This is a genomic window from Marixanthomonas sp. SCSIO 43207, assembly GCF_019904255.1.
Taxonomy (GTDB): Bacteria; Bacteroidota; Bacteroidia; order Flavobacteriales; family Flavobacteriaceae; genus Marixanthomonas.
Map to the genome: position 1 here is coordinate 2115474 of NZ_CP063203.1, position 21721 is coordinate 2137194.

20 protein-coding genes are annotated in these 21721 nt (G+C 31.0%); 6 read left to right on the forward strand and 14 right to left on the reverse strand.

Features of this window, described 5'->3' with window-relative positions:
• The first annotated feature begins 29 nt into the window (after positions 1-29).
• From INR76_RS09850 to INR76_RS09875, 6 genes are read left to right on the forward strand one after another with little or no spacing between them, the layout of a single operon-like run.
• The gene (locus INR76_RS09850) at positions 30-1535 is read left to right on the forward strand and encodes a hypothetical protein (protein ID WP_223107746.1); all 1506 of its coding nucleotides are present in this window, start codon (positions 30-32) and stop codon (positions 1533-1535) included.
• Complete coding sequence (locus INR76_RS09855; RefSeq protein WP_223107747.1) at positions 1535-2545, forward strand: glycosyltransferase; 1011 nt, start codon at positions 1535-1537, stop codon at positions 2543-2545. The genes INR76_RS09850 and INR76_RS09855 overlap by 1 nt, the downstream gene beginning before the upstream one ends.
• Before the next feature lie 27 nt (positions 2546-2572).
• On the forward strand, positions 2573-3667 hold the full coding sequence (locus INR76_RS09860; RefSeq protein ID WP_223107748.1) for a glycosyltransferase: 1095 nt from the start codon (positions 2573-2575) through the stop codon (positions 3665-3667).
• A 49-nt stretch (positions 3668-3716) separates the two neighbouring features.
• A complete protein-coding gene (locus tag INR76_RS09865; RefSeq protein WP_223107749.1) occupies positions 3717-4850 on the forward strand; it encodes a DegT/DnrJ/EryC1/StrS aminotransferase family protein in 1134 nt (377 codons plus the stop codon).
• 32 nt (positions 4851-4882) lie between these two features.
• A complete protein-coding gene (locus INR76_RS09870) occupies positions 4883-6874 on the forward strand; it encodes a nucleoside-diphosphate sugar epimerase/dehydratase (protein WP_223107750.1) in 1992 nt (663 codons plus the stop codon).
• 21 nt (positions 6875-6895) lie between these two features.
• Positions 6896-8245, forward strand: a complete 1350-nt coding sequence (locus INR76_RS09875) for a capsule assembly Wzi family protein (RefSeq protein ID WP_223107751.1) — start codon at positions 6896-6898, stop codon at positions 8243-8245.
• Between the two features lie 6 nt (positions 8246-8251).
• Here INR76_RS09875 and INR76_RS09880 read toward each other — a convergent pair whose 3' ends face one another.
• The 14 genes from INR76_RS09880 to INR76_RS09945 all read right to left on the reverse strand — a co-directional run bounded on the left by INR76_RS09880 (position 8252) and on the right by INR76_RS09945 (position 21719).
• The gene (locus INR76_RS09880) at positions 8252-8866 is read right to left on the reverse strand and encodes a sugar transferase (protein ID WP_223107752.1); all 615 of its coding nucleotides are present in this window, start codon (positions 8864-8866) and stop codon (positions 8252-8254) included.
• An 11-nt stretch (positions 8867-8877) separates the two neighbouring features.
• Entirely contained in the window at positions 8878-9927 is a 1050-nt protein-coding gene (locus tag INR76_RS09885) for a GNAT family N-acetyltransferase (RefSeq protein ID WP_223107753.1), read from the reverse strand.
• A 5-nt stretch (positions 9928-9932) separates the two neighbouring features.
• Complete coding sequence (locus tag INR76_RS09890; protein WP_223107754.1) at positions 9933-10913, reverse strand: sulfotransferase; 981 nt, start codon at positions 10911-10913, stop codon at positions 9933-9935.
• Positions 10906-11529 carry a sugar transferase gene (locus INR76_RS09895; protein ID WP_223107755.1) on the reverse strand — a complete coding sequence of 208 codons (624 nt, stop codon included), beginning with the start codon at positions 11527-11529 and terminating at the stop codon, positions 10906-10908. Before INR76_RS09895 ends, INR76_RS09890 begins: the two co-directional genes overlap by 8 nt.
• A complete protein-coding gene (locus INR76_RS13960) occupies positions 11511-11870 on the reverse strand; it encodes a hypothetical protein (RefSeq protein WP_255592580.1) in 360 nt (119 codons plus the stop codon). Before INR76_RS13960 ends, INR76_RS09895 begins: the two co-directional genes overlap by 19 nt.
• Positions 11863-13062, reverse strand: a complete 1200-nt coding sequence (locus INR76_RS09905; RefSeq protein WP_223107756.1) for a glycosyltransferase family 4 protein — start codon at positions 13060-13062, stop codon at positions 11863-11865. The genes INR76_RS13960 and INR76_RS09905 overlap by 8 nt, the downstream gene beginning before the upstream one ends.
• Positions 13063-13067: 5 nt before the next feature.
• On the reverse strand, positions 13068-14204 hold the full coding sequence (wecB, locus tag INR76_RS09910; RefSeq protein WP_223107758.1) for a non-hydrolyzing UDP-N-acetylglucosamine 2-epimerase: 1137 nt from the start codon (positions 14202-14204) through the stop codon (positions 13068-13070).
• Between the two features lie 20 nt (positions 14205-14224).
• Positions 14225-15343, reverse strand: a complete 1119-nt coding sequence (locus INR76_RS09915; RefSeq protein ID WP_223107759.1) for an NAD-dependent epimerase/dehydratase family protein — start codon at positions 15341-15343, stop codon at positions 14225-14227.
• 21 nt (positions 15344-15364) lie between these two features.
• Positions 15365-15784 (reverse strand): WxcM-like domain-containing protein, encoded by a 420-nt coding sequence (locus tag INR76_RS09920; protein WP_223107760.1) that lies wholly within the window; start codon positions 15782-15784, stop codon positions 15365-15367.
• A gap of 14 nt (positions 15785-15798) precedes the next feature.
• Positions 15799-16833 (reverse strand): polysaccharide biosynthesis protein, encoded by a 1035-nt coding sequence (locus INR76_RS09925; RefSeq protein WP_223107762.1) that lies wholly within the window; start codon positions 16831-16833, stop codon positions 15799-15801.
• The gene (locus INR76_RS09930; protein WP_223107764.1) at positions 16823-17947 is read right to left on the reverse strand and encodes a glycosyltransferase; all 1125 of its coding nucleotides are present in this window, start codon (positions 17945-17947) and stop codon (positions 16823-16825) included. The genes INR76_RS09925 and INR76_RS09930 overlap by 11 nt, the downstream gene beginning before the upstream one ends.
• A 69-nt stretch (positions 17948-18016) precedes the next feature.
• A complete protein-coding gene (locus INR76_RS09935; protein WP_223107765.1) occupies positions 18017-18958 on the reverse strand; it encodes a hypothetical protein in 942 nt (313 codons plus the stop codon).
• Positions 18955-20187, reverse strand: coding sequence for a glycosyltransferase (locus INR76_RS09940; RefSeq protein WP_223107767.1), 1233 nt, complete (start codon positions 20185-20187; stop codon positions 18955-18957). The genes INR76_RS09935 and INR76_RS09940 overlap by 4 nt, the downstream gene beginning before the upstream one ends.
• Before the next feature lie 41 nt (positions 20188-20228).
• Positions 20229-21719, reverse strand: coding sequence for an MOP flippase family protein (locus INR76_RS09945; protein ID WP_223107769.1), 1491 nt, complete (start codon positions 21717-21719; stop codon positions 20229-20231).
• Positions 21720-21721: the final 2 nt, after the last annotated feature.

Genomic DNA, 21721 nt, shown 5'->3' on the forward strand with positions numbered 1-21721 from the left:
TTTTACTTCAAGTAAAGTAGCATTAGATAATGGCAACAATGCTTTTTAAATCGTTTAGGTATAAAACAATACACACAGTCATTCATACTTTGTATTCTGTATTGTTAATTCCTATTCTGTTAACGTATTGGGATTTAAAATTTTATGGAGCTTGGATTGCGCTTTTCAGTATTTTTAATATCATTCAGGTACTAGAATATGGCCACGCTACATATATTGGAAATAAATTTAACGCACTTATAAACTCAAATCCTGAAGAAGCCAAAAATGTACTAGGTTCTGCTTTACGAGCCAATTTATTAACGGGTGTGTTTGAATTGGCTATCGTTTATTGTCTTTTTAAAAGCGGATTATTACAAATTATTTTAAAAACAGACATAAACGATACAACAATTACGATGGTTTTGGCTATTCTTTTTGTATACCGAATGGTAATAGGATCCTTTAAAGGAATTGTTGTAAAAACTCTAAACCCTTTTGGGTTAATCTATAAATCATTTCAGTTTGCAACCGTTGAACGGTTACTTGATTTTTTAATATTGGCAGGAGTTGCAGTATGGGGTTTGTCACTTATTAAACTCGCAATTGTTTGGGTTTGCGTGAAAACTGTGTTTTCAATTTGTGTGTTACTTTCCTTAAAAAAGACACTGCCAGATCTTTACCCTTGGTGGCAATACGGAACTTTTAAAACAGGATTTTTAAATTTTAAAAAATCAATTCCATTTGTGGTAAGTAATTTTTTAGAACGCTTACGAAACGATGGGATTGTACTTATTATCTCAATACTAATGGGAGTTTCTTTTCTTCCGTTGTTTGTAGCTACCAGAACGATTGTCAATATTGGATTAAAAATTGGCGAGATTATAAGTATACCTCTCAATCCGGAATTGATAAATTTATATATTCAGAAAAAATTTCAGAAAATACAAGATGTTTTTAAAATATATTGGCTGAGTACTGCGAGTGTATTAATTATAGGATATTTAATTTCGCTTACTTTTATTGAACAATTATTTGGATATTGGACTAAAGGTAAGCTCACATTTAACCTTGTGTTATATAGCTCTTTAATCGTTATTTTACTAGTTCAAAATTATGGTAAAATTATTTTTACATTTTTCTCTAGTATTAATAAATCAAAAGTAGTTTTGACAACTTCAATTTTACGAGCTGTCATTCTTTTGGTAGCTATAATAACCTTCAAACCGTATGGGTTGTATGGTGTTTTATCTGCTATGTTTTTATCTGAATTAATCGTTAATGCAATCTATCTACCTTATCAATCATTTCAAGTTTTTTCACCGGATTTAAACAATAAAATACGTTTTTACTTAAACCTCTTTACCGTGTTATACATTACATTTTTATTATATCTAAATGTAATAAACATTTCGTTTTGGGTTATTTGTGCGCTTTCTACAATCGTTTTTTGTTTGCTCTATTATCAATATGTATTTATATCTCTTGACTCAAAAAACTACCTCATAAAACAAGTAGGGATGTTAAAACGATTCAACCTTAAAAGAATGCAATAATGAGCTCAAAAAAAGTTTTGTTTGTATTCAGAAAAAGGAATGTAGGTAACTATAGTATCGAAAAAGTCTATACGTCAATTTACAGCACATTAGCTAAACAAAATCTATCTTCTTTCAGGTTTAATACATTGATTTTAAACCATAATTACGATGTGTTTTGTTTCTTGATACATTTTTTCAAGTCTTTGTTTAGAAGAAACGATATAATTCACGTGACAGGAGGTTGCCATTATATGATTATGGCATTTCCGTTTCAAAAAAGAGTATTAACCATACACGATTTTCACCATTATAAAAGCTTTAAGGGAATAAAGAAAATAGTTTATGATACGTTGTATTATACGTTGCCAATTTACTTTAGTACAAATATTGTTGTAGTTTCAGAAAATACAAAAGATGATTTATTACGTTTTTTTCCAACTGCAAAAACAAAGGTGAAAGTTATTGCTAACCCTTTGGTGATACCTAAAGATAAACTACAGGTAAGAAAACGTATTTTTTCAGAAAGTAAAACAATGCAAATTTTACAAATTGGCTCAAAAGCATCCAAAAATTATGAACGGTTGATTGAGACAACAAAGAATATGAATTGTCAATACCATTTTGTTCATTCACAGACCAAATCTATAAATAGGTTAATTGAAAAGCATCAAATTGCCGATAAATCTAAAGTCTATTCATCAGTACATGAAGATTTGTTGTTTGAATTATATAACACAACAGATGTTCTTTACTTTGCTTCAGAAGCAGAAGGATTTGGTTTACCTATTATTGAAGCCCAAGCATGTGGGCTGCCTGTAGTTACTTCAAATATAGAACCACTTACAACTGTGGCAAAAGAGGCGATTTTTGTTAATCCAAAAGATGTAGAAGAAATTCAAAATGGATTTAAAAAATTGTATACCAATGAATTTATCCAACAAAAGATTGCTGAAGGGATAGAGAATAGTAGACTTTATGATTTGGATACAATTTCCAACACATATTTATCTTTATATGATGCGATATAAGCTATATTTAAGACCTCTTTAAAAACTATGATGATTAGTATTTTACTGCCTTATCATAAACCCGGTGGTGGTTCAGATGGTCCTTTACAGTCCATAATTGGAGTTTGTGATCTCTTGAAAGAAAAGTATGCTATTCAAATCATAACTGAATACACAGACGTCAAAAACACTGCAATTGAAGATAGCGTAAAAAATCACAAGATTGTCACTGTACAGCAATTTAAGTACAGCACACTTTTACCTATTTTAAACTCAAGTGAAATAGTTTGGATAAATTCGGTTTATAGTATCCCGTCTTCTTTTATCCCACTTCTTACCTTACTTTATTCAAAGAGAACTACAATTTTAATAAGCACAAGAGGTCAATTGCTTTCAGGCTCTATAAATTTGAAAAAACGCGCTTATTTACAATTGTATAAATTGCTATTAAAAGTAACACAAAAGCCGGTTTATATTCATTATTCAACAGAAGAGGAAAAAAAACACTCTTATTCAGTTTTTAAAAGCTTTAAAAGTTTAATTTTTGCAGACCCATTAAAGAATACATTTTTAAGTACTAAACTTGAAAATTCACAATCTTCCAGTTTTATAATTGGTTTTTTAGGACGAATAGCTTCCATAAAAAATATTGAATTTATTATAAATATAATGCCTCATTTGCCCCACCATATAATATTTCATATCTATGGGGTAGAAACTGAAATGGTATATAAGAAAAAATTGGATAGGTTAATTGTAAATCAAGGCTTAGAATCCAGGGTTTTCTTTAAAGGACCGTATGTTTACAATCAACTTGCTGAGGTTTATCAGCAAATAGATTTGGCCGTAATTCCCTCCATATCAGAAAGTTTTTGTTATTCTTTTTTTGAGGCTATTGAAAACAATACACCGGTAATTGGAAGTAACGGATTGCCTTGGCAGGGTGCCAACGATTATGTTTTAAACACGATTTTACCTTTAAAACCAGATATTTGGGTTAAAAACATAAATGAAATAATTCTTTTATCTCAAGAATCTCTTGAAAAAAGACAATTTAAGCTAGAAGAGTTTTATAAATTTGTCCTCAATACATCTATTAAAAATTTATCAAATTCTTTCCGTAACTTAATCTATAATCGTTAAATTTTGGGAAACTATTTTAAAATTTAAATTAGAGCTCTAATTACACAACATGCAAGATAAAATATGGCTTTCTTCACCTCATATGGGAGGTACAGAACAAAACTACATCAATGAGGCTTTTGCTGAAAATTGGATCGCGCCCTTAGGTCCTAATGTAACCGGTTTTGAAAACGATCTAGAAACCTACTTAGGTCAAGACGCCCACGTTGCTTGTGTTTCATCGGGTACGGGTGCTATACATTTGGCATTAGATATGGCAGGAGTAGAAGCAGGAGATGAAGTATTATGCCAAACCTTTACTTTTTGTGGTTCCTCAAATCCTATAAAATATATGGGAGCTACACCGGTTTTTGTTGATAGTGAGGCAGAAACCTGGAATATGTCACCAGAGTTTTTAGAAGAAGCAATTCTCGACGGAATAAAAAGAGGGAAAAAGCCAAAAGCTGTAATTGCTGTTCATTTATACGGTATGCCAGCAAAAATTGATAAAATTGAAGCTGTTTGTAAAAAACACAATGTTTATTTAATTGAAGATGCTGCCGAAGCATTAGGTTCTTCATATAAAAATCAAAAGTGTGGTACGTTTGGTGATTTTTCTATTTTATCGTTCAACGGAAATAAGATCATTACAACCTCTGGAGGAGGAGCCTTGGTATGTCGAGATAAAGAGACAAAAGAGAAGGCTATATTTCTAGCTACACAAGCTAGAGATGCGGCACCGCACTATCAACATTCAACAATAGGGTATAATTACCGTATGAGTAATATAGTTGCAGGTATAGGAAGAGGACAAATGGAAGTTCTTGATAAACACGTAGCATTAAGACGGAATAACAACAAATTTTATAAAAATCTATTTAAAGAAATAGATGGCATCAACGTGTTTTCTGAACCGAATTCAGATTATTATAGTAATCATTGGTTAACGGCTATAACGTACGAAAAACCCGATAATCAACCATTTATTGAAAATTTACGATTATTTTTGCAAAAATTTAACATAGAAAGTAGACCTTTGTGGAAACCAATGCACTTGCAACCTGTATATGATGGGGCCAAATTTTATGGAGACAATACGGCCTCAAAAATATTTAAAAAGGGATTGTGCTTGCCTTCAGGATCAAATTTATCTGATTCACAAAAGGATAGAATCGAAAATGCTGTGAGAACGTATTTTAGTTAATAACTCCCCACTTTATTAACTGATAATGTAGTATGAAAAACAAAATATTTCGAGCTTTAAAGCTTATTCTTTCTTCCAAAGAAAGCAGGTTGGATATCCGTAATGTTAGATACCTACCCAGGTGGTTGGTATTAGGTATCGACATTTTCCTCCTTGTCTGCTCTATTGTACTAACTGTAATTACGCTTAGAGACCTTCACATTAATCATTTGCAGCTTATTTCAGCTTGGCAACAAATAGTCCTTGTGTTAGGTATCAATGTTGGTTTTATGTTGTTATATAAAACCTATGCAGGGTTAATACGTCATTCATCCTTTATGGATGCTTTAAAATTGTTTTTGGCAAGTGCCAGCACTTTTTTAGTACTATTGATTATCAACCTTGTTGTGTTATCTATAGTTTCTGAAAAAATATTCTTAACCTCTGCATTAGTAGTTTACTCGTTCTTTTCATTTACATTTTTATTTCTGTTTAGATTAGCGGTAAAACAACTCTATGAGTATTTTAAAATCCATCAAACAGGAATTACTTCAGAAAATGCTGTAATTGTTGGAATTGACGAAAATGCTATATCAATCGCTGCTGCACTCGATATTGAGCATCCGCAACGTTTCAAAATAAAAGGTTTTGCTTCTACACAAGCTTCAGACAAACGATTATTGATTTTAGGAAAACCTGTAGTTAAAATAAAAGGTAAATTAAGTGAAGCTGTTAAAAGTCTAGATGCAACAGCCGTTATTTTATCTGGAAACTCCTTGACCTCCAAACAAAAGTATGACATGGTAGAAGACTGCCTTGAAAATAATATTGAGGTCTATAATTCTCCTTTGGTGTTAGACTGGAGTGAAAATACATCGGTAGCTAAACAAGTAAAAAACCTTCAAATTGAAGATTTATTAGAACGCGAACCTATAAAATTACACGATGAAGAAAAATCAAAACAATTAAAAGGTAAAGTAATATTAGTTACAGGCGGAGCTGGTTCTATAGGAAGTGAAATTGTTAGACAATTAGCTCATTTTAGCCCAAAACAAGTATTGGTATTAGATCAAGCCGAAACACCAATGCACACCTTACAGCTTGAGTTGTTAAGTAAACATCCCGATGTGGATTTCAAATTTATTATCTGTGATGTTACAAATAGGCGTAGGTTAAACAAATTGTTTTCAAACAACAATATCAACGTAATTTACCACGCAGCTGCCTATAAGCACGTTCCTTTAATGGAAGAAAATTCTCCAGAAGCGATTATCACAAATATTTACGGAACCAAAAATATAGCAGACCTTGCCGTAACTTATAAAGTTTCAAGGTTTGTAATGGTTTCAACCGATAAAGCGGTAAACCCTAGTAATGTAATGGGAGCTTCAAAACGTGCTGCCGAAATGTACGTACAAGCTAGAAATTTTCATACAGACAAAGAGGGGAAAAAATGCAAAACAAAATTCATTACCACTCGCTTCGGAAATGTTTTAGGCTCAAATGGAAGCGTTGTTCCATTATTTAAAAAGCAAATTGAAAAAGGAGGACCACTCACCATCACTCACCCAGATATTATTAGATATTTTATGACCATTCCCGAAGCTTGCCAATTGGTATTAGAAGCTGGTGCAATGGGTAAAGGAGGAGAAATTTTTATTTTTGATATGGGTGAGCCCGTAAAAATAATGGACTTAGCTGTAAAGATGATTAAATTGGCAGGTTTTAAGCCCAATCAAGATATCGAAATTAAGATCACCGGACTAAGGCCCGGAGAAAAGCTATATGAAGAGTTGATAAGTGATACAAGTAAAGCACTGCCTACACATCATGAAAAAATTATGATTGGTAAAGAAGTTACCAAAGATTTTGATTTTGTAGATAGAAGAGTATTTAAAATAGTTGAAGCAGCACTGCGTTATGATGATACAGATCTTGTAAAGAAATTAAAAAAACTAGTACCTGAATTTATCAGTAAAAATTCTGAATTTGAAAGCTTAGATGAAACTTCTGAAAATAAAAGCACAAAAGAAGTAAGCTTATAAATTATCAAAGACAAAAAATCTATGAACTTTGTTTCAAAAGTTTCCACACTCCTCATTTTTTTAACGGCAACAACAGCGGGTCTTTCTCAAGTAGAATTTGAAACCACCCTCTCAACATCAGGATATTATTCTACCGAAGATGAACTTCCCTTTTGGATGATTACCAATAAAAACGGAGCACTATCCTCACAAACCGATGGAATTTTTCAAGGCGGAACGAAAGTTTTATATGATTATTCTGAAAATAACAAAGCAAAACTATCTGCCGGAGTTAGTTTTTTTCTTCGCAATGGAGTAGAAGACAGGCTTCAAAGAGATGAAGTATACATACAATTTGAAAACACTTGGTTACGAGCAATCGTAGGGGCAAAAAACTCGGAGGATCGTTTTCAAGGACTCTCAGTAGTTGATAACAACTTTTTAATTTCCGGAAATGCACGAGCCATCCCTGGAGTTTTAGTTGAAACAACAAAACCTATTTCAATATTTGAAAATTTTGGAATAGAAGGAGGAATAGGGCACTACGAATTGAATGATAATCGTGTTACCAAGAATACGATGATTCACTATAAAAAACTATACATAAATTGGGGTATAGGCAATAAAAGCACGCTTAGATTTGGGATTGAGCATTATGCTCAATGGGGAGGCACTTCCCCAGAATTCGGAAAACAAAAACAAGCATTTTCAGATTTTTTAAATGTTTTTTTTGCAAAAAATTCATTAGAGAGTACAAACGATAACGAAAGATTAAATGCATTAGGTAATCATTTAGGCATTTATAATCTGGAATATACATATGCACCGACAATAGGGGAATTTAAACTCTACCACCAACATCCATTTGAAGATGGCTCAGGAACAGCCTTAAAAAACTTTCCTGATGGAATTTGGGGTTTTTATTACAAACCAAATCAAGAAGACTATACAGGGTTTTTAAAAGGAATCGTACTGGAATATTTTCAAACAGTAAGCCAAAGTGGGAGATTTGGGCGTAGCGGTCGCGATAATTATTTTAACAATGGAATTTATATGACTGGATGGCGCTATGATAAAAGTATTATAGGATTTCCTTTTTTTGATAATACATCAATTACTCAATTAATCGAAAACAATAGGATAAGAGGAGCTCATATAGGAATGTTGGGTTCTATTAAAAATATTGATCTTTTAGGAAAAATTTCTGTTTCTGAAAATTTCGGTTCATATTCTCAACCTTTTTCATCTAAAGAAAATAGAGCATATGTTTTTTTAAAAACAACATATAATTTTGAAAAACTAGGAAAAGTATCGTTAGAATTTGGTTACGATTATAATGACGAGCAAAATGATAAATCAGGGGTTGGATTAAGTTATAGTTATACTTTTTAAATATTTCTAAACGGAAATATTACCTCCAAAAATCGTTTTATATATAATTTTAAAATCCAACCAAAGACTGTAATGTTCAATATAATACTTATTTAACCGAACTTTCTCTGGCCAAATTACCTCTTTATTATACTGTTCTGGATCTTTTTGTTTGGCTAAAAGTTGTTCCTCATCCCGATATGCCAAAGTTGCAAGTCCTGTAATTCCTGGACGAACGCTAAGTAGTATTCTATCTTCACCTATCAATGTATCTGCAAATCCGGGTACATCAGGGCGAGGGCCTACCAAACTCATATCTCCCTTTATAACATTCCATAATTGCGGCAGTTCATCAAGTTTAGTCCGGCGTAAAAATTGACCAAATGGGGTGATACGAGGATCTTTGCTAGTAGTTACCGTTGTATCTAATCCTTCAATATTCTTCATTGTTCTTATTTTCCACATGGTAAAGGGTCTTCCGTTTTGACCAATGCGGGTACTGGAGTATATACCCCACTTTCTCGTCTCAAGACTACTTATAATTAATGCTAATATTATTAAAGGTAATGATAGCAAGTTTCCTACAAAAGAGAATAAAAAATCGATAGTTCGTTTTAAAAAAACTTGGAAAGGAATAAGCATTAATTTAACTATTAGTTTGCTCTATATAAAGGGAAGAAGTTTGGATAATCTTCTTTTTTAACTTTTCTTTCCAAAACTAGCTTATCATATTCTTCTTTATCTACAATTAAGTTCCAAACACTAAATTGAAAAAAGTTTTTTGAGAAACCTGACTTAAACCGAAAGAGTGAATCTTCATCACTACCCCCAACACCTCCTCCTAAATGCAAGTATTGTAACCCCATTTCATTTCCTATCAGTCTAGCTTCATCTAAAATTAACTTCATAGGAGTATCTCTAAAATACTCTTCTCTTGTCCCAGCCAAATGGTACTGCATGATAGACTTGGTAATAGTAAAAATAGCTCCAGCAGTAATTTTATCATCCTTGATTGCAACTAATAGTTTGCAATTAAAGCATGGGTTGTTAAGTAAACTTTTAAAATACTTTAGATTAAAAAAATAATAATCTTTTGCGTTAACTCGAGACATATTTTCGTGATAAATAGAAACAAATTCTTCTATTTGAAATTCTTTGGTTGCCTCTGTAACTGTATATCCTTTTTTCTTTTTTAATTGATTAATTTCAGACTTGTTAGATTTCCTATAATCTTTTCTTTGTTCTTGTGGGCTGAGTGTAAGGTCTAAGGCTATTGTTTTATTTAAGTCTATTACAGTTCCAAATTTTTCAAATAAATTAGATTGCTTAAAAATAGGATGTAATCTCGAAAAAACACTTATTATATTGTTTTCTATAAAAAAATCTAAGAGATTTTTTTTAAAAAAAATGATTAAATTTTTTGAAAGCTGGTCTATCGGCTTATTTGCTATAGGCCCTGCGTACCCATATACTGAGGTTGCATCATATAATTGCGTTTTAGGTATTTTTTTTATAATAAGTGGCAAGCATATATTTTCTTGAGTGCTTTCAGCAACAAAAAGCAGAGGAGACTCTTTTTCTTTTTTTTCTAAAGCATGGTAACATGGAGTATGGTGAAAATCATATATTTTGGATTTTTTAACAAGTTCATTCCATTGGGGATTATCTGTGGTTATTATTTTAAAATTAGGTATAGCTTCCATTTACTTTATATAGTTTTCAAATTTGGGTATAAGTTATGTATTTTATCTATTGCACTTAAAATTTCTTTTTTGTCATCTACATTAATTTGTCTCTTATTTATCTTAAATGGACTGATGTTCTTTATTGGAATCTCGCTGTTTGTAAGAAACTTTTGGTTTACCATTTCTAAAAAAGAAGTAGGATCATTACAAATATCTTCATAGTTACAGATTAACTTATTTTTTTGAGGTATTGTTTCTAATTGTTCTAAATATTCATGTTCTAAACATAAAATTTGACCTATTACTTGTTCATAAACGGTTAAATTTTTTAATTGGGGATATTGTTTTGGTTTAATAGAGCCCCATAAATTTTTATCTCCATTTAGTTTTTCACGTAGTTTAATTATAGAGAGTGCATTATCCACAATATTTCTTTTTACATAGATAAAACAACTTTTAGGTAAAGTTTCATAAAATAACTTAGCATGAAAGCCTAATAAAAAAGATTTAAATACTATAGGTTTTTGAAAACTATGTGTCATGTTTTTGATGACCGTTGATAATTGAAGCCAGTCAATATTCTTTTCGTGGCTTTTAAGTTTTTGTGTCAAATCATCATATTGTAAATGATAATTCCAAAAATAGCCAAACTCATGAGGTTCATTTATAGCGGAGGTCCTTCCAAAATCTGATGTAAAATTACTTTGGTACTCTTGTTGGATAAGTTTTTTTGAAAGTTCGATTCCATATATGGGAGCTTTCCAAAATGTGGCTATAAGGTTATTAATGTGACCAACCGGTAAATAAGATGGGATTAACTGGGACAAAAGTGTGGTTCCAGATCTTGGTGCGCCTAAAATGTGTATACTAGGGTGCTTTTCTTCAAGGTTTTCTAAGATATTTTGTTGAGAATGAAACAGTTGCTCATTCAATGATGATACTACATGTTCAAAACGTTTATTTTTTTTATATTTTTTTGAAAGTTCTTGATCTTGTTTACGCATTTTTTTTATTCTTTACATATTCATCAAACGGCATTTCGAAATTAGAGTTATTAGGAGTAGTATCTTTCTTAAAAAGAACATTAATAAAAGTTTTATGTAAAATTCGAATGTCTAGACATAAGCTTATGTTTTCTACATAATATACATCCATGTTTAGCTTTGTATCCCAATCTAAATTGCTTCTACCATTGACTTGAGCGTAACCTGTAATACCAGGTCTTACAGTATGTCTAGTGTTTTGTTTTGTAGAAAAATAAGGAAGATACCTCATCCGTAAAGGTCTAGGCCCTACTAGACTTAAATCACCTTTCAGTACATTTAGTAAACTTGGTAATTCATCTAGACTTGTAGATCTTAATTTTTTACCAAATTTAGTTAGTCTTTTTTCATTAGACAGTAGGTTTCCTAAATCATCGGTGTCATTCGTCATAGAACGAAATTTGTATAGATAAAAAGGCATTCCATTTTTTCCTGGACGTTCTTGCTTAAATAGAATAGGTGCTCCTAATTTTTTCCAAACCAATAGAGAAAGTAAAATAAATATAGGGCTTAGTAGCAATAACCCTAATAAGGCAAAGAAAAAGTCTATTAGTGGTTTTATGTAGTTTTTATACATTTTAAAATATTTAAATATTTAATTGTAGCAACTTCTAATGAAAATTTTTCTTTTGCAACTTTGTGCGCATTGTATTTCTGCTGTTCATGCAAAGCTATATCTTTAGGATAATTACAGAAATTTTGTACCGCTTGTTGAGTAAGGTTTTCTGGTAAAACACAACCTAAATTCTCTTTTTCTATGGTTGTTTTTTGCCAGCCAGGGTGGTTAATTAAAATAGGTTTTCCTTTATTGGCAAAAAAAAGACTAATAGTAACAATTATAAATATTGGACATAATATTAATAATCCCATTAAAGCAACTAGGAAATCACAAAAGGGTTTGATAAAAAGTTTATACATCTATTTTTTCCGATATTAGTTTATAGCTTCGTTCTACCAAATATTCTTTTTGTAATAACCTCCATCCATTTTCCCCCATTTCAATTAAATTATCATTACATAATTTTGAGATAATATTCTGGATTTTTATAAGATTTCCAGCTTCGACCCAGTAACCGCAATTTGCAGACTCGATTACTCTTCCAATATCTGTGTTTACATCGGTTGCTGCCAATACTGGTTTTTTCATTTCTAGATATGCCAATAGTCGGGAAGGAAAATTCGGAATAGTAAATCTTTTATCTAAAAATATTAAGCCAACATCGCAAGCAGCAAGTAAAGCAGAATATTCAGTTTTGGGAAGTTTATTAAACAAAGTGGCATTTGATGGTTTTTTATCATCGAACCAATTTTTCAACCTGTTATATTGAGTACCATTGCCAATCACCAAAATATGCGCTGAAGGTTCATTAAGAGTAGCAATTGTTTCAATTAAAAAATCAATACCTTGAGGAATACCCAAATTACCACCATAAACGAATACAATCTTATCTAAAGGAATGTTGTACTTTTTTTTAACCTCTCTTTTTTCTTGATTATTATACTTAATGAAAATAGGGCTAATAGTATTAGGATTTACTTCTATTTTTTCCGTAGAAAGGTTAGTGTTGTTTTCAATTATGAATTGCTTATTAGCTTCAGACATGCAACCAATGGTATCTGATATTGCATAGAGCTCTTTCTCTTTTTTTTCAAAATACTTATGAAGCAATCCTCCTTTTTTCATCATACCCATATCTATTGCATTTTGAGGAAAAATATCTTTTAATAATAAATAGGCAAAGGCATTATCTCTATCTTTAATATATTTAATTACTTTAAAAAAAGTAATTGGGGGTGTGGAATATAAGACCAAATCAAATTTTATATCTAAAAAATATTTTTTTATAGCTTTTAAGTACTGATATTCAATTGCCACTGTAGCCAAACCTTTTTCTAGTATATTAGTTTTGGAAATATTTAAGGTTTTTACTTGAAGATGATTTATTCCGTGATTGGTATTTAAGTTCGTACCTATTTTTTTTCTTCTTTCCACTGGGTTTACAATAGTAACTGCATGACCTTCATTTCTAAAAACACGTAAAAGATCCTGATAAATACCTTTATCTTCAATAGAGCGAAAATCAGCAAGTGTTAAAAAAAGAATATTCATTGATTTTAGTTTTCGTTCCAGACTACACGTTTAACATAATCAGTATAAGATATAATAATCCTTACAACTTTCTCTGATACATTAGGCATACTATAATCAGAAACTTCACGAAAATTTCTTTTACTTTCAACCTCTTGGGATGTAACTTGATTTAAACCTTGCAAAATTCGAGTTGGGCTTAATCCCACCATCATTACAGATGCCTCTTCCATAGCTTCAGGTCTTTCGTGTGCTTCACGAATATTTAGCGCTCTAAAATTTAAAATTGAAGATTCTTCTGAAATTGTACCCGAATCGCTTAATACTGTATGTGATTGCATTTGCAAAGCATTATAATCATTGAATCCCAAAGGTTTTAAAAATTGAATTTCAGGACGCATTTCAATTTTCTTCTTTTCAATCATGTTACGGGTGCGGGGGTGTGTACTAACAATAATTGGCAATTTATATTGTTTAGCAATTTGATTCAAACTTTCCATTAAATTGGTAAAGTTATTTTCATTACTAATGTTTTCTTCGCGATGCGCAGATACCACAAAGTAATTGTGCTTTTTAAGGGACAGTCTTTCTAAAACATTCGATGATTCAATTTTTGACATATAGTGATTCAATACTTCAAACATAGGCGAACCAGTTTTTATTATGTGGTCTGCAGGTAACCCTTCATGCAGTAAATATTCTCGGGCAATATCACTATAGGTAAGGTTGATATCAGCAGTGTGATCCACTATTTTACGATTGGTTTCTTCTGGTACTCGTTGATCAAAACATCGGTTACCTGCTTCCATGTGAAAAATAGGAATGTGCCTTTTCTTCGCAGGAATGGCACATAAACAACTATTTGTGTCACCCAATACTAAAAAGGCATCTGGTTGAATTTCTTCTAATAATGGATCTACTTTTATCAATATATTTCCTATTGTTTCGGTAGCAGTTTTACCCGCAGCTTCTAAAAAGTAATCGGGTTTTCTAATTTCAAGATCATCAAAGAATATCTGGTTTAATTCGTAATCATAGTTTTGCCCGGTATGAACCAATATATGATCAATCGCTTCTGATGTGTCCAATGCTGTTAGCACACGAGATAATCGTATTATTTCTGGTCGTGTACCAACAACTGTCATTACTTTTAATTTTTTCATATTTATTACTTTAATATATTTTATACTTCTTCAAAATAAGTGTCTGCATCGTCTGGATTATAGGGTTCGTTAATCCAAAAATTTGTGTATAAAATATCATCACCAATATTTTTAATATTATGCGTGTACCAGATAGGCATATCTACATATGCAGGGGTATCTCCATCGAGATAAAAATTGAAAACTTCATCAGTACCTATTTTACGAAGTTGTATAAGCGCTTTTCCTTTAATGACTGCAAATCGTTCTATTTTTCGGGTATGGTAATGGTTTCCTCGTGTTATACCTGGGACTGTTGTGGAGAACGAAACTTGACCGCCCACACCCAAACGGATAATTTCTACAAAACTTCCGCGGGGGTCTGTATGCTGTGTAAATGGAACAGGAAAGTGATTTTCTATATCCATATAGCATCGAAACGTATTAAATAGATTCAATTCAAAAGTTGTTGATAGGGTAGGGATTTCACCTTTTTCTTGATATATTCTTTTATAAGACTTCAACAAGGCTAATAATTCTGAAACCTTTGCTTCTGCTGTATGCTTTATCGTGCATAAGGGTTCAGCTGTTTTCATTTTAATTTTTTCTATAATTTGACTAACTAGTTCACCTACATAAATTAGCTTTAAATTTCCGTCTATATCAATTTTTGGTGTTTCATTATGAGCAATTTGATGGGCAAAAGTCGCTACTACAGAATTATAATAGGGGTGTCCAAATGGACCAAATACGTTAGGGATGACCATCCCGGTAAATATAGCGTTATTTTTATAGGCCCAGTCTTGAAAAAGCGTCCTGCCTTCTTTTTTCGACTTTCCGTACAAATTATCCCGTTCTTCTTGAGAAGAAGAAGAAAATAAAACATGAGGTGTACTTTGTGTACGCTCCATAGAATCGATTAATTTTTGAACCAATTCGATATTGGTTTCAAAAATCACTTCTGGATTATTATGTCTGTTCATGGCCGCCAAATGCACAACGACATCACAAGAGGATACAAATGTATCTAAAGCATTATTATCTTCGAAAAAACTTCTTTCAAAAGTAATTCTCTCAAATGTATCGGGTTGAAGTCCTAATGTATTGTACAAATGAGTTCCTATAAAGCCTTTTTGTCCGGTAATTCCTATTTTCAACATTATATTTTCTAACTTATACTTTTACTTTTTATTAAAATACGTGGCATCAAAACGAAATTCATCGTTTAGTTCATCAAGTCCATAATCAGCCATCACTAATAGTTTAGAATTTCCTTCTACATCTTGAATACTGCTTACATAGCCCGAAGGTATATGTAAAATATCCATACTTTCTGAAGTTAGGGTATAATGATATTTTTCAAGATTTTTTGAAGGATGCTCCCAATTATCTATTTTAATTAATTTGATTTCAAAAACTCCAATTACTGCTGTAAACCAACGTTGCTCAACTTTATGTCCTTGCCAAGCTCTTATAGTTTCCATATTAGCATTTGAAATAGAATAGATACGCTTTACATCTGAAACATCAAAATCATTATTAAACGATAGCGTGCCCCTTTTATCTGTGTAACTTCCCCCAGAAATTAGTGTAGGTTTCATTGTTATCATAAAATTTAGTTTGGATATTGTGTGATATCCTCACCGAAAATCTCTCTACGGATTAAGGGTAATTTTTTCAATAATTCCTTCATTCCTTTTACTCCAAGTTGTTCAGTGTTATGAGAGTTATAGTCTTCAATTTTTGAAATAGCTTCCTCGCCTTCAGAATAATACTGTGCGTAATTTAAATCTCTATTATCAGCCGGAATGCGGTAGAATTCGCCCATGTCTTCGGCTTTTAGCATTTCTTCCCGGGTGCATAAGGTTTCAAATAATTTTTCACCGTGGCGGGTTCCTATAATTTTTATTTCATTTTCAGCATTGGCCAATTCTTTAAGCGCTTCGGCTAGGTCACCAATAGTACCAGCAGGAGCTTTATTAACAAAAAGATCACCTGGATTTCCGTTTTCAAAGGCAAACAATACCAATTCTACAGCCTCCTCTAATGACATTAAAAAACGAGTCATCTTGGGATCAGTAATTGTTATTGCTTTTTTATCTTGTATTTGTTTTAAAAACAAAGGGATTACAGAGCCTCTTGAGGCCATAACATTTCCATAGCGGGTCAAGCAAACAGTAGTATTTGTGTTATTTCGGGAAGCTGCAACAGCTACTTTTTCCATTAAAGCTTTGGAAATCCCCATAGCGTTTATTGGATAAGCTGCTTTATCCGTACTTAAACAAATTACTTTTTTAACGTTATTGTAGGCTGCTGCATCGATTACGTTTTGAGTTCCCAACACATTGGTTCGGGTGGCTTCCAATGGAAAAAATTCACACGAAGGAACTTGTTTTAGCGCCGCAGCATGAAATATATAATCTACGTTACGGGTCGCGCGTTCTATACTGTCATAATTACGAACATCACCAATGTAAAAACGAAGCTTATCATTTTTAAGTGTAGTGCGCATATCATCCTGCTTTTTCTCGTCACGGGAAAAAATACGAATTTCGCTAAAGTGGTCTGTATATAAAAAACGTTGTAATACGGCATTACCAAATGAGCCTGTGCCACCGCTAATTAAGAGTGTTTTGTTTTTAATTTTCATTTAATAAAGATTTATAGATGTCAATCCATATATGAATTTGTAAATCAATTTTAAACATCTCATCTATTAATTTATAACTGTTTTTACGCATTTCTTGGTATTCTTTAAAATTTAATGATAATAAAGAATCAATAGCTTTTGATAATGTCTTTGGGTCATTTGAAACATGGATACCTGCCTTATAATCCTCTAATATTTTCCAAGGTGTACCTTTTGACGCAATAACAGGAGTTCCCTGATTTAAAGATTCTACAACTACATTTCCAAAATTTTCTGTTTCACTCGCTAAAATTAATGCGAATGACTCAGCATAAATCTTTTCTTTTTTAACACCCTCAAGGTGTCCTTTAAATACTATTTTATTTTGCAAATTTAACTTATTAATTAAAGACACCAATTTCTCTTTATAGCTATTATGTCTTTCCTCTTGTTTTCCAACAATAAAAAATTTAGAACTGGACTTTAAAAAAGTTTCACTTAAGGCTAAAGCTTCAATAATCTTATCTAAGCTTTTTATAGGGTGTATCCTGCCAACATATAATAGGTTTTCACTATTTTTTAGATTAAGTCTCTCTGAAGGAGCAATAAGATTTGGAATCTCGACTATTTTATTTTTAGGAAATATTTTTTGTATGCTCTTTGTCTCCTCGGAAGAAGTACTATGATATACTACATTTCTATTTAATGATTTATACAGGGACAAGAGTGGTTTCTTTTTCCAAGTGCTAAACTTTAATGCATTTTTATTTAATTCACCCCGTACAGACCAGATTATTTTTTTATTTCTGTCAAAAAGTGAGCAATAAAGAAAACTATAAATTGAAAAGGGGCTAAATAAACTATTTAAATGTAGGATGTCAGTTTTTGAAATTTCTTTTGATAATCTTTTTCTCGTTTTTAAAGAGGTGACCCCTTTTTTTCCATAAAACACATCGCCACAATTTAATTTCAACCATTCATTAGCTTTAATATTAACTTTTATACCCACCATAGTTGTTATGATAGCAGGTTCAATGTCATTGTTTTTTAAAGCAGAGCAGTGCCAATAAAGCGTATTACATGGGCCTCCAATTTGGGAGGGGTAAAAAGCACCTAATGGGAAGAATATTTTCATTGTATTTAAATTTTATTATCTATATGAAGAAAAATGTTTATTGGCTAGGTGATTTTTGTTTATTAGCTATTAAAAACCTTCACCATATATTTTTACATCAGAAATAAAAATTAAGCCTTTAATTGCGAAATATACTAATGAAATTAAAGTGGCAAAATTTAATCCTTTTTTATATTGTAAACCATAATATAAAAATATTCCAAAAGACAGTATAACCAATCTTGAATTACCTATGAAATAAGCTAAAACAATAATAGGCAGATGCATTATAAGAACGGTAAACCTATCATTTTTTTTATATATTAAACTAAGCACCAAAAAAATAGTAGGTTTTAAAACCTCACTTAAACCTGATTGAGATTTATATGCAATAAACTTTTCACTTATTGACTCAAAAAAGAAGTAATAAGGTATTGATATCAATAAAAAAATTATTAATAAGAAGCTTAATACTTTACCAGTTTTCAAAGTATAAATATTTTTTAATTGCGATTTAATTTCAACATTAAATTTAGGTATTAGTAAAATTAGTGTCTGAAAATGTGTTAAAATAGCTAAAAACACTGAAACAAGATTAAGTTTATTATTCTTAAAGCTAAAAGAAAGTAAAAAAAGCAAAAGGGATACTTTTAATCTTTCAGCGGGTATTAATAATACTAATAGATAAAAATTTAGTGAAAATAAAATAAGTAAAGTAGGATGCATTCCGATCATTAACAATCGCTTTGAAACGATAAACCCAAAAATTGCATTAATGATTGAAAAAAGAAGAGTTTTACTTATTAATGTATTAAATATATAAATTAAAATATAATAAATGGGCTCGCTAGCCCCTAAGCTCCCTTTATAAAATAGATAACCATCCAATAAAGAAAAACGGTGTAAACCTTTATAAAAATGAGTATAATATAACTGATCCCCTCCAGTATATAAATGAAAGAGATATAAGCTGATAAAAAAACAGTATATCGAAAACCCTAAAGAAAGGATAAATGTTTTCTTGCTATTCACAGTTTTCTTAATAAAATATTTAAAAGAAATTTAGAAAATGGATAAAAAATTAAATAAATTCGATTAAGTTTATTTTGACCAGAATTCTCAAACTCATTTATTTTTTTTAAAACCTCAGTGTTTAAAGTTTTTGATTCCTCTATAGGTTTTGCAATTAACATCAATAGGGATTTACTGTTTTTATTCCAATTGAGGTTTTCAAGAGCATAAATTCTTGCAGCTTTTTTCTTATCTACTATTTCTTTTTTAGATGATTCAAGTTCTTCAATGATTTTAGTTAAATGTAATATGTTAATCTCGCATTGTGGCCAGTAATATCCATCTGATCGTGTAAACATTTTATCTATTTTTATAACTTTGCCGAAATTAAAATGCACAAATTCGTTCATCGGGGGGTTATCTGGTACAATCAAAGCCAAACCACTACTTATTGCTTCTGCTATAGTTAATCCTAAACCATCTAACCGGGCTGGATATATATATACATCTCCTTCCTTGTATAATCCTGGTGCAGTAATAGTTTTAGTAATTACCTTTAACTTTTTGTTAATCAATAGCTTAGATATTTTGGATTTTAGTTCAGGGAAGATTTCATTCAATTCAACTTGTGTATGAATAATAAGCTTGGTATTTTGAACATTAGCATTGTAAAGAGCCTCCAATAATTGATCTGTACCTTTTCTAATCGGATTCATACCTGCAGAATGAAAAATAGTAATATTATCAGTATCAACTAAACAATTTTTTTCTGATTTAGGCTTAAACAAGTCAACATTAGTTCCCCAAGGAATGTATGTTGCACCTGTATGCCATTTAAAAGCATTATAATGTCTCTTTGTATTACATATCAAATAGTCAAAAGCTTCAAATAAAGGGATTGTTTTTTCGGTGTAATAATCAATATATGCAATAGTAGTTATATTTAAATCTTTACACCATAAGACAGGAGGAAACCAACTTTGTTCGTTAAAAATAATCTTTTGAATTTTATTTTTTTTGATCCATTTTATAAATTCAGTTTTATCTATTACAGTAGAGTTAATAGGACTACCAATACGCTTTCCCCAAAATACGTTTTCTTTATCCCATTTTGGATCACCGATAGCATAATCTTCTCCGCCTCGTGCATAGATAAAAATATCATGATGTTTAGCCAGCGTTTCTTCAAATTGTTTAGAGACATAAGCTGCTCCGCGTTCAAACCAAGTTGTTACAATTCCTACTTTCATCTATTATAAATTTATTAATTCTGAACTTTCTAAGTAAACTATTAATTTATTTTTTGAATAAGCTTCCAAAGCTTAGTTCGTTCAAGTTTATTTGTTAGCTTTTCCGGTATTAAATCTATTAAACTAAATATTAATTTTCTTTCAAACATTATAAGAAGAGTTAAAAAAATCATCCCAAAAAAACAAGTGCTAATAAGTACTTTTAAGATATTATTCTCAATAATTAAACTTATAGGATAGGTTATAATAATTGCTAAAAAAGTTAATATAAATGGATTTTTAAATGCTAAAATGTATTCCTTTAATGAAATATTAGTAAACTTGTAAACATTTATTCTCCAATTTGGTAAAAATAAGCTTATTTGAAGAAGAAGAGATGCAATTGCTACTCCCTCCAAATGCCAAAAACTCCCGATATATAAATAAAAAGGGTAAAATAGAAATATACCTAAATTCCAAAAGAAAGCAATGTTCGCTTTACCTCTGGATAAAAGAAGACTACCTGCGGGATTACCAAAAGATCGGAATATAAATGTTATCGCTAATATTTGTACTATAGGTATGGCTGCTAACCATTTTACTCCAAACAGTAGAAGTATAATAGGCTTAGCTAAAATTGCAATAAGTAAATACAGCGCAATATTTAAATAAGATAAATACTGTATGGTATTAAGAAATATAATCTTCAACCGTTCTGTATTGTTACTAATTTTCGACATTAACGGGAAAGTTACTTTTGTTATTATTGGATTAATCATAGCATAAGGTTTACTTGTTAAATCTTTTGCTACATTATAAACTCCCAAAATTTCTACACCTAATAATTTACCTATTAAAACTGTATCTAATTGTGAGGCGAAATAATTTAAAGATTTGTCGCCCATTTGGAATAATCCAAAATTAATATACTCTCTAATTTCTTTTCTATTAAAGTGAAATTGAGGTCTGTATATTTTTCTTCCAAAAAAATTATATCCGAGTGTTGTACAAAATGCGTAAATTATAGCTCCTATAGCCAAAGAATAAACTCCGTATTCGTTATAAGCAAGGATTATAACAATTGTAAAAGCTATTAACCTAGCTGCAATTTCTGTTTTTGAAGTCGCTTTAAATTGCATCTTCTTATGAAGCATTACCATTAGTTGTTGCCCCCAAGGTTTTATAAGAAAAGTCACTGCAACCAAGTTTATTAAGGAAATAAGTCTTTTATTGTGATAAAAATCTGCAATAAGGGGAGATGATATAAATATTAGAAGGAAAAATAGACAGCCTATAAGAATATTCAGCCAATATAGTGAGCTTAATTCCTTTTTTGTAATTTTTTGTTTATAAATAATAGCATTTGAGACGCCCATATCAATAAATAACTGAGAGAATCCAATAACAACCATTACAATAGCCATTAACCCAAAATCTTCTGAACTTAATAATCGCGTCAAAATAGATAATTGTATAAGTTGGATTAATGCATTAACCAACGAGGAGGCAGTAGTCCATTTAACTCCCGAAAAAGTCTGCTTTTTTAAGCCCATAA

What these genes read in the sequence shown, in the direction of transcription:
- INR76_RS09930 (WP_223107764.1), bottom strand. Translation starts at nt 17,947, where the DNA reads ATGAAAATATTCTTCCCATTAGGTGCTTTTTACCCCTCCCAAATTGGA.
- INR76_RS09915 (WP_223107759.1), bottom strand. Translation starts at nt 15,343, where the DNA reads ATGTTGAAAATAGGAATTACCGGACAAAAAGGCTTTATAGGAACTCAT.
- INR76_RS09905 (WP_223107756.1), bottom strand. Translation starts at nt 13,062, where the DNA reads ATGAATATTCTTTTTTTAACACTTGCTGATTTTCGCTCTATTGAAGAT.
- INR76_RS09880 (WP_223107752.1), bottom strand. Translation starts at nt 8,866, where the DNA reads ATGCTTATTCCTTTCCAAGTTTTTTTAAAACGAACTATCGATTTTTTA.
- INR76_RS09850 (WP_223107746.1), top strand. Translation starts at nt 30, where the DNA reads ATGGCAACAATGCTTTTTAAATCGTTTAGGTATAAAACAATACACACA.
- INR76_RS09940 (WP_223107767.1), bottom strand. Translation starts at nt 20,187, where the DNA reads ATGAAAGTAGGAATTGTAACAACTTGGTTTGAACGCGGAGCAGCTTAT.
- INR76_RS09920 (WP_223107760.1), bottom strand. Translation starts at nt 15,784, where the DNA reads ATGAAACCTACACTAATTTCTGGGGGAAGTTACACAGATAAAAGGGGC.
- INR76_RS09925 (WP_223107762.1), bottom strand. Translation starts at nt 16,833, where the DNA reads ATGAAAATTAAAAACAAAACACTCTTAATTAGCGGTGGCACAGGCTCA.
- INR76_RS09890 (WP_223107754.1), bottom strand. Translation starts at nt 10,913, where the DNA reads ATGCGTAAACAAGATCAAGAACTTTCAAAAAAATATAAAAAAAATAAA.
- INR76_RS09875 (WP_223107751.1), top strand. Translation starts at nt 6,896, where the DNA reads ATGAACTTTGTTTCAAAAGTTTCCACACTCCTCATTTTTTTAACGGCA.
- INR76_RS09870 (WP_223107750.1), top strand. Translation starts at nt 4,883, where the DNA reads ATGAAAAACAAAATATTTCGAGCTTTAAAGCTTATTCTTTCTTCCAAA.
- INR76_RS09855 (WP_223107747.1), top strand. Translation starts at nt 1,535, where the DNA reads ATGAGCTCAAAAAAAGTTTTGTTTGTATTCAGAAAAAGGAATGTAGGT.
- INR76_RS09895 (WP_223107755.1), bottom strand. Translation starts at nt 11,529, where the DNA reads ATGTATAAAAACTACATAAAACCACTAATAGACTTTTTCTTTGCCTTA.
- INR76_RS13960 (WP_255592580.1), bottom strand. Translation starts at nt 11,870, where the DNA reads ATGTATAAACTTTTTATCAAACCCTTTTGTGATTTCCTAGTTGCTTTA.
- INR76_RS09945 (WP_223107769.1), bottom strand. Translation starts at nt 21,719, where the DNA reads ATGGGCTTAAAAAAGCAGACTTTTTCGGGAGTTAAATGGACTACTGCC.
- INR76_RS09865 (WP_223107749.1), top strand. Translation starts at nt 3,717, where the DNA reads ATGCAAGATAAAATATGGCTTTCTTCACCTCATATGGGAGGTACAGAA.
- INR76_RS09885 (WP_223107753.1), bottom strand. Translation starts at nt 9,927, where the DNA reads ATGGAAGCTATACCTAATTTTAAAATAATAACCACAGATAATCCCCAA.
- wecB (WP_223107758.1), bottom strand. Translation starts at nt 14,204, where the DNA reads ATGAAAAAATTAAAAGTAATGACAGTTGTTGGTACACGACCAGAAATA.
- INR76_RS09860 (WP_223107748.1), top strand. Translation starts at nt 2,573, where the DNA reads ATGATGATTAGTATTTTACTGCCTTATCATAAACCCGGTGGTGGTTCA.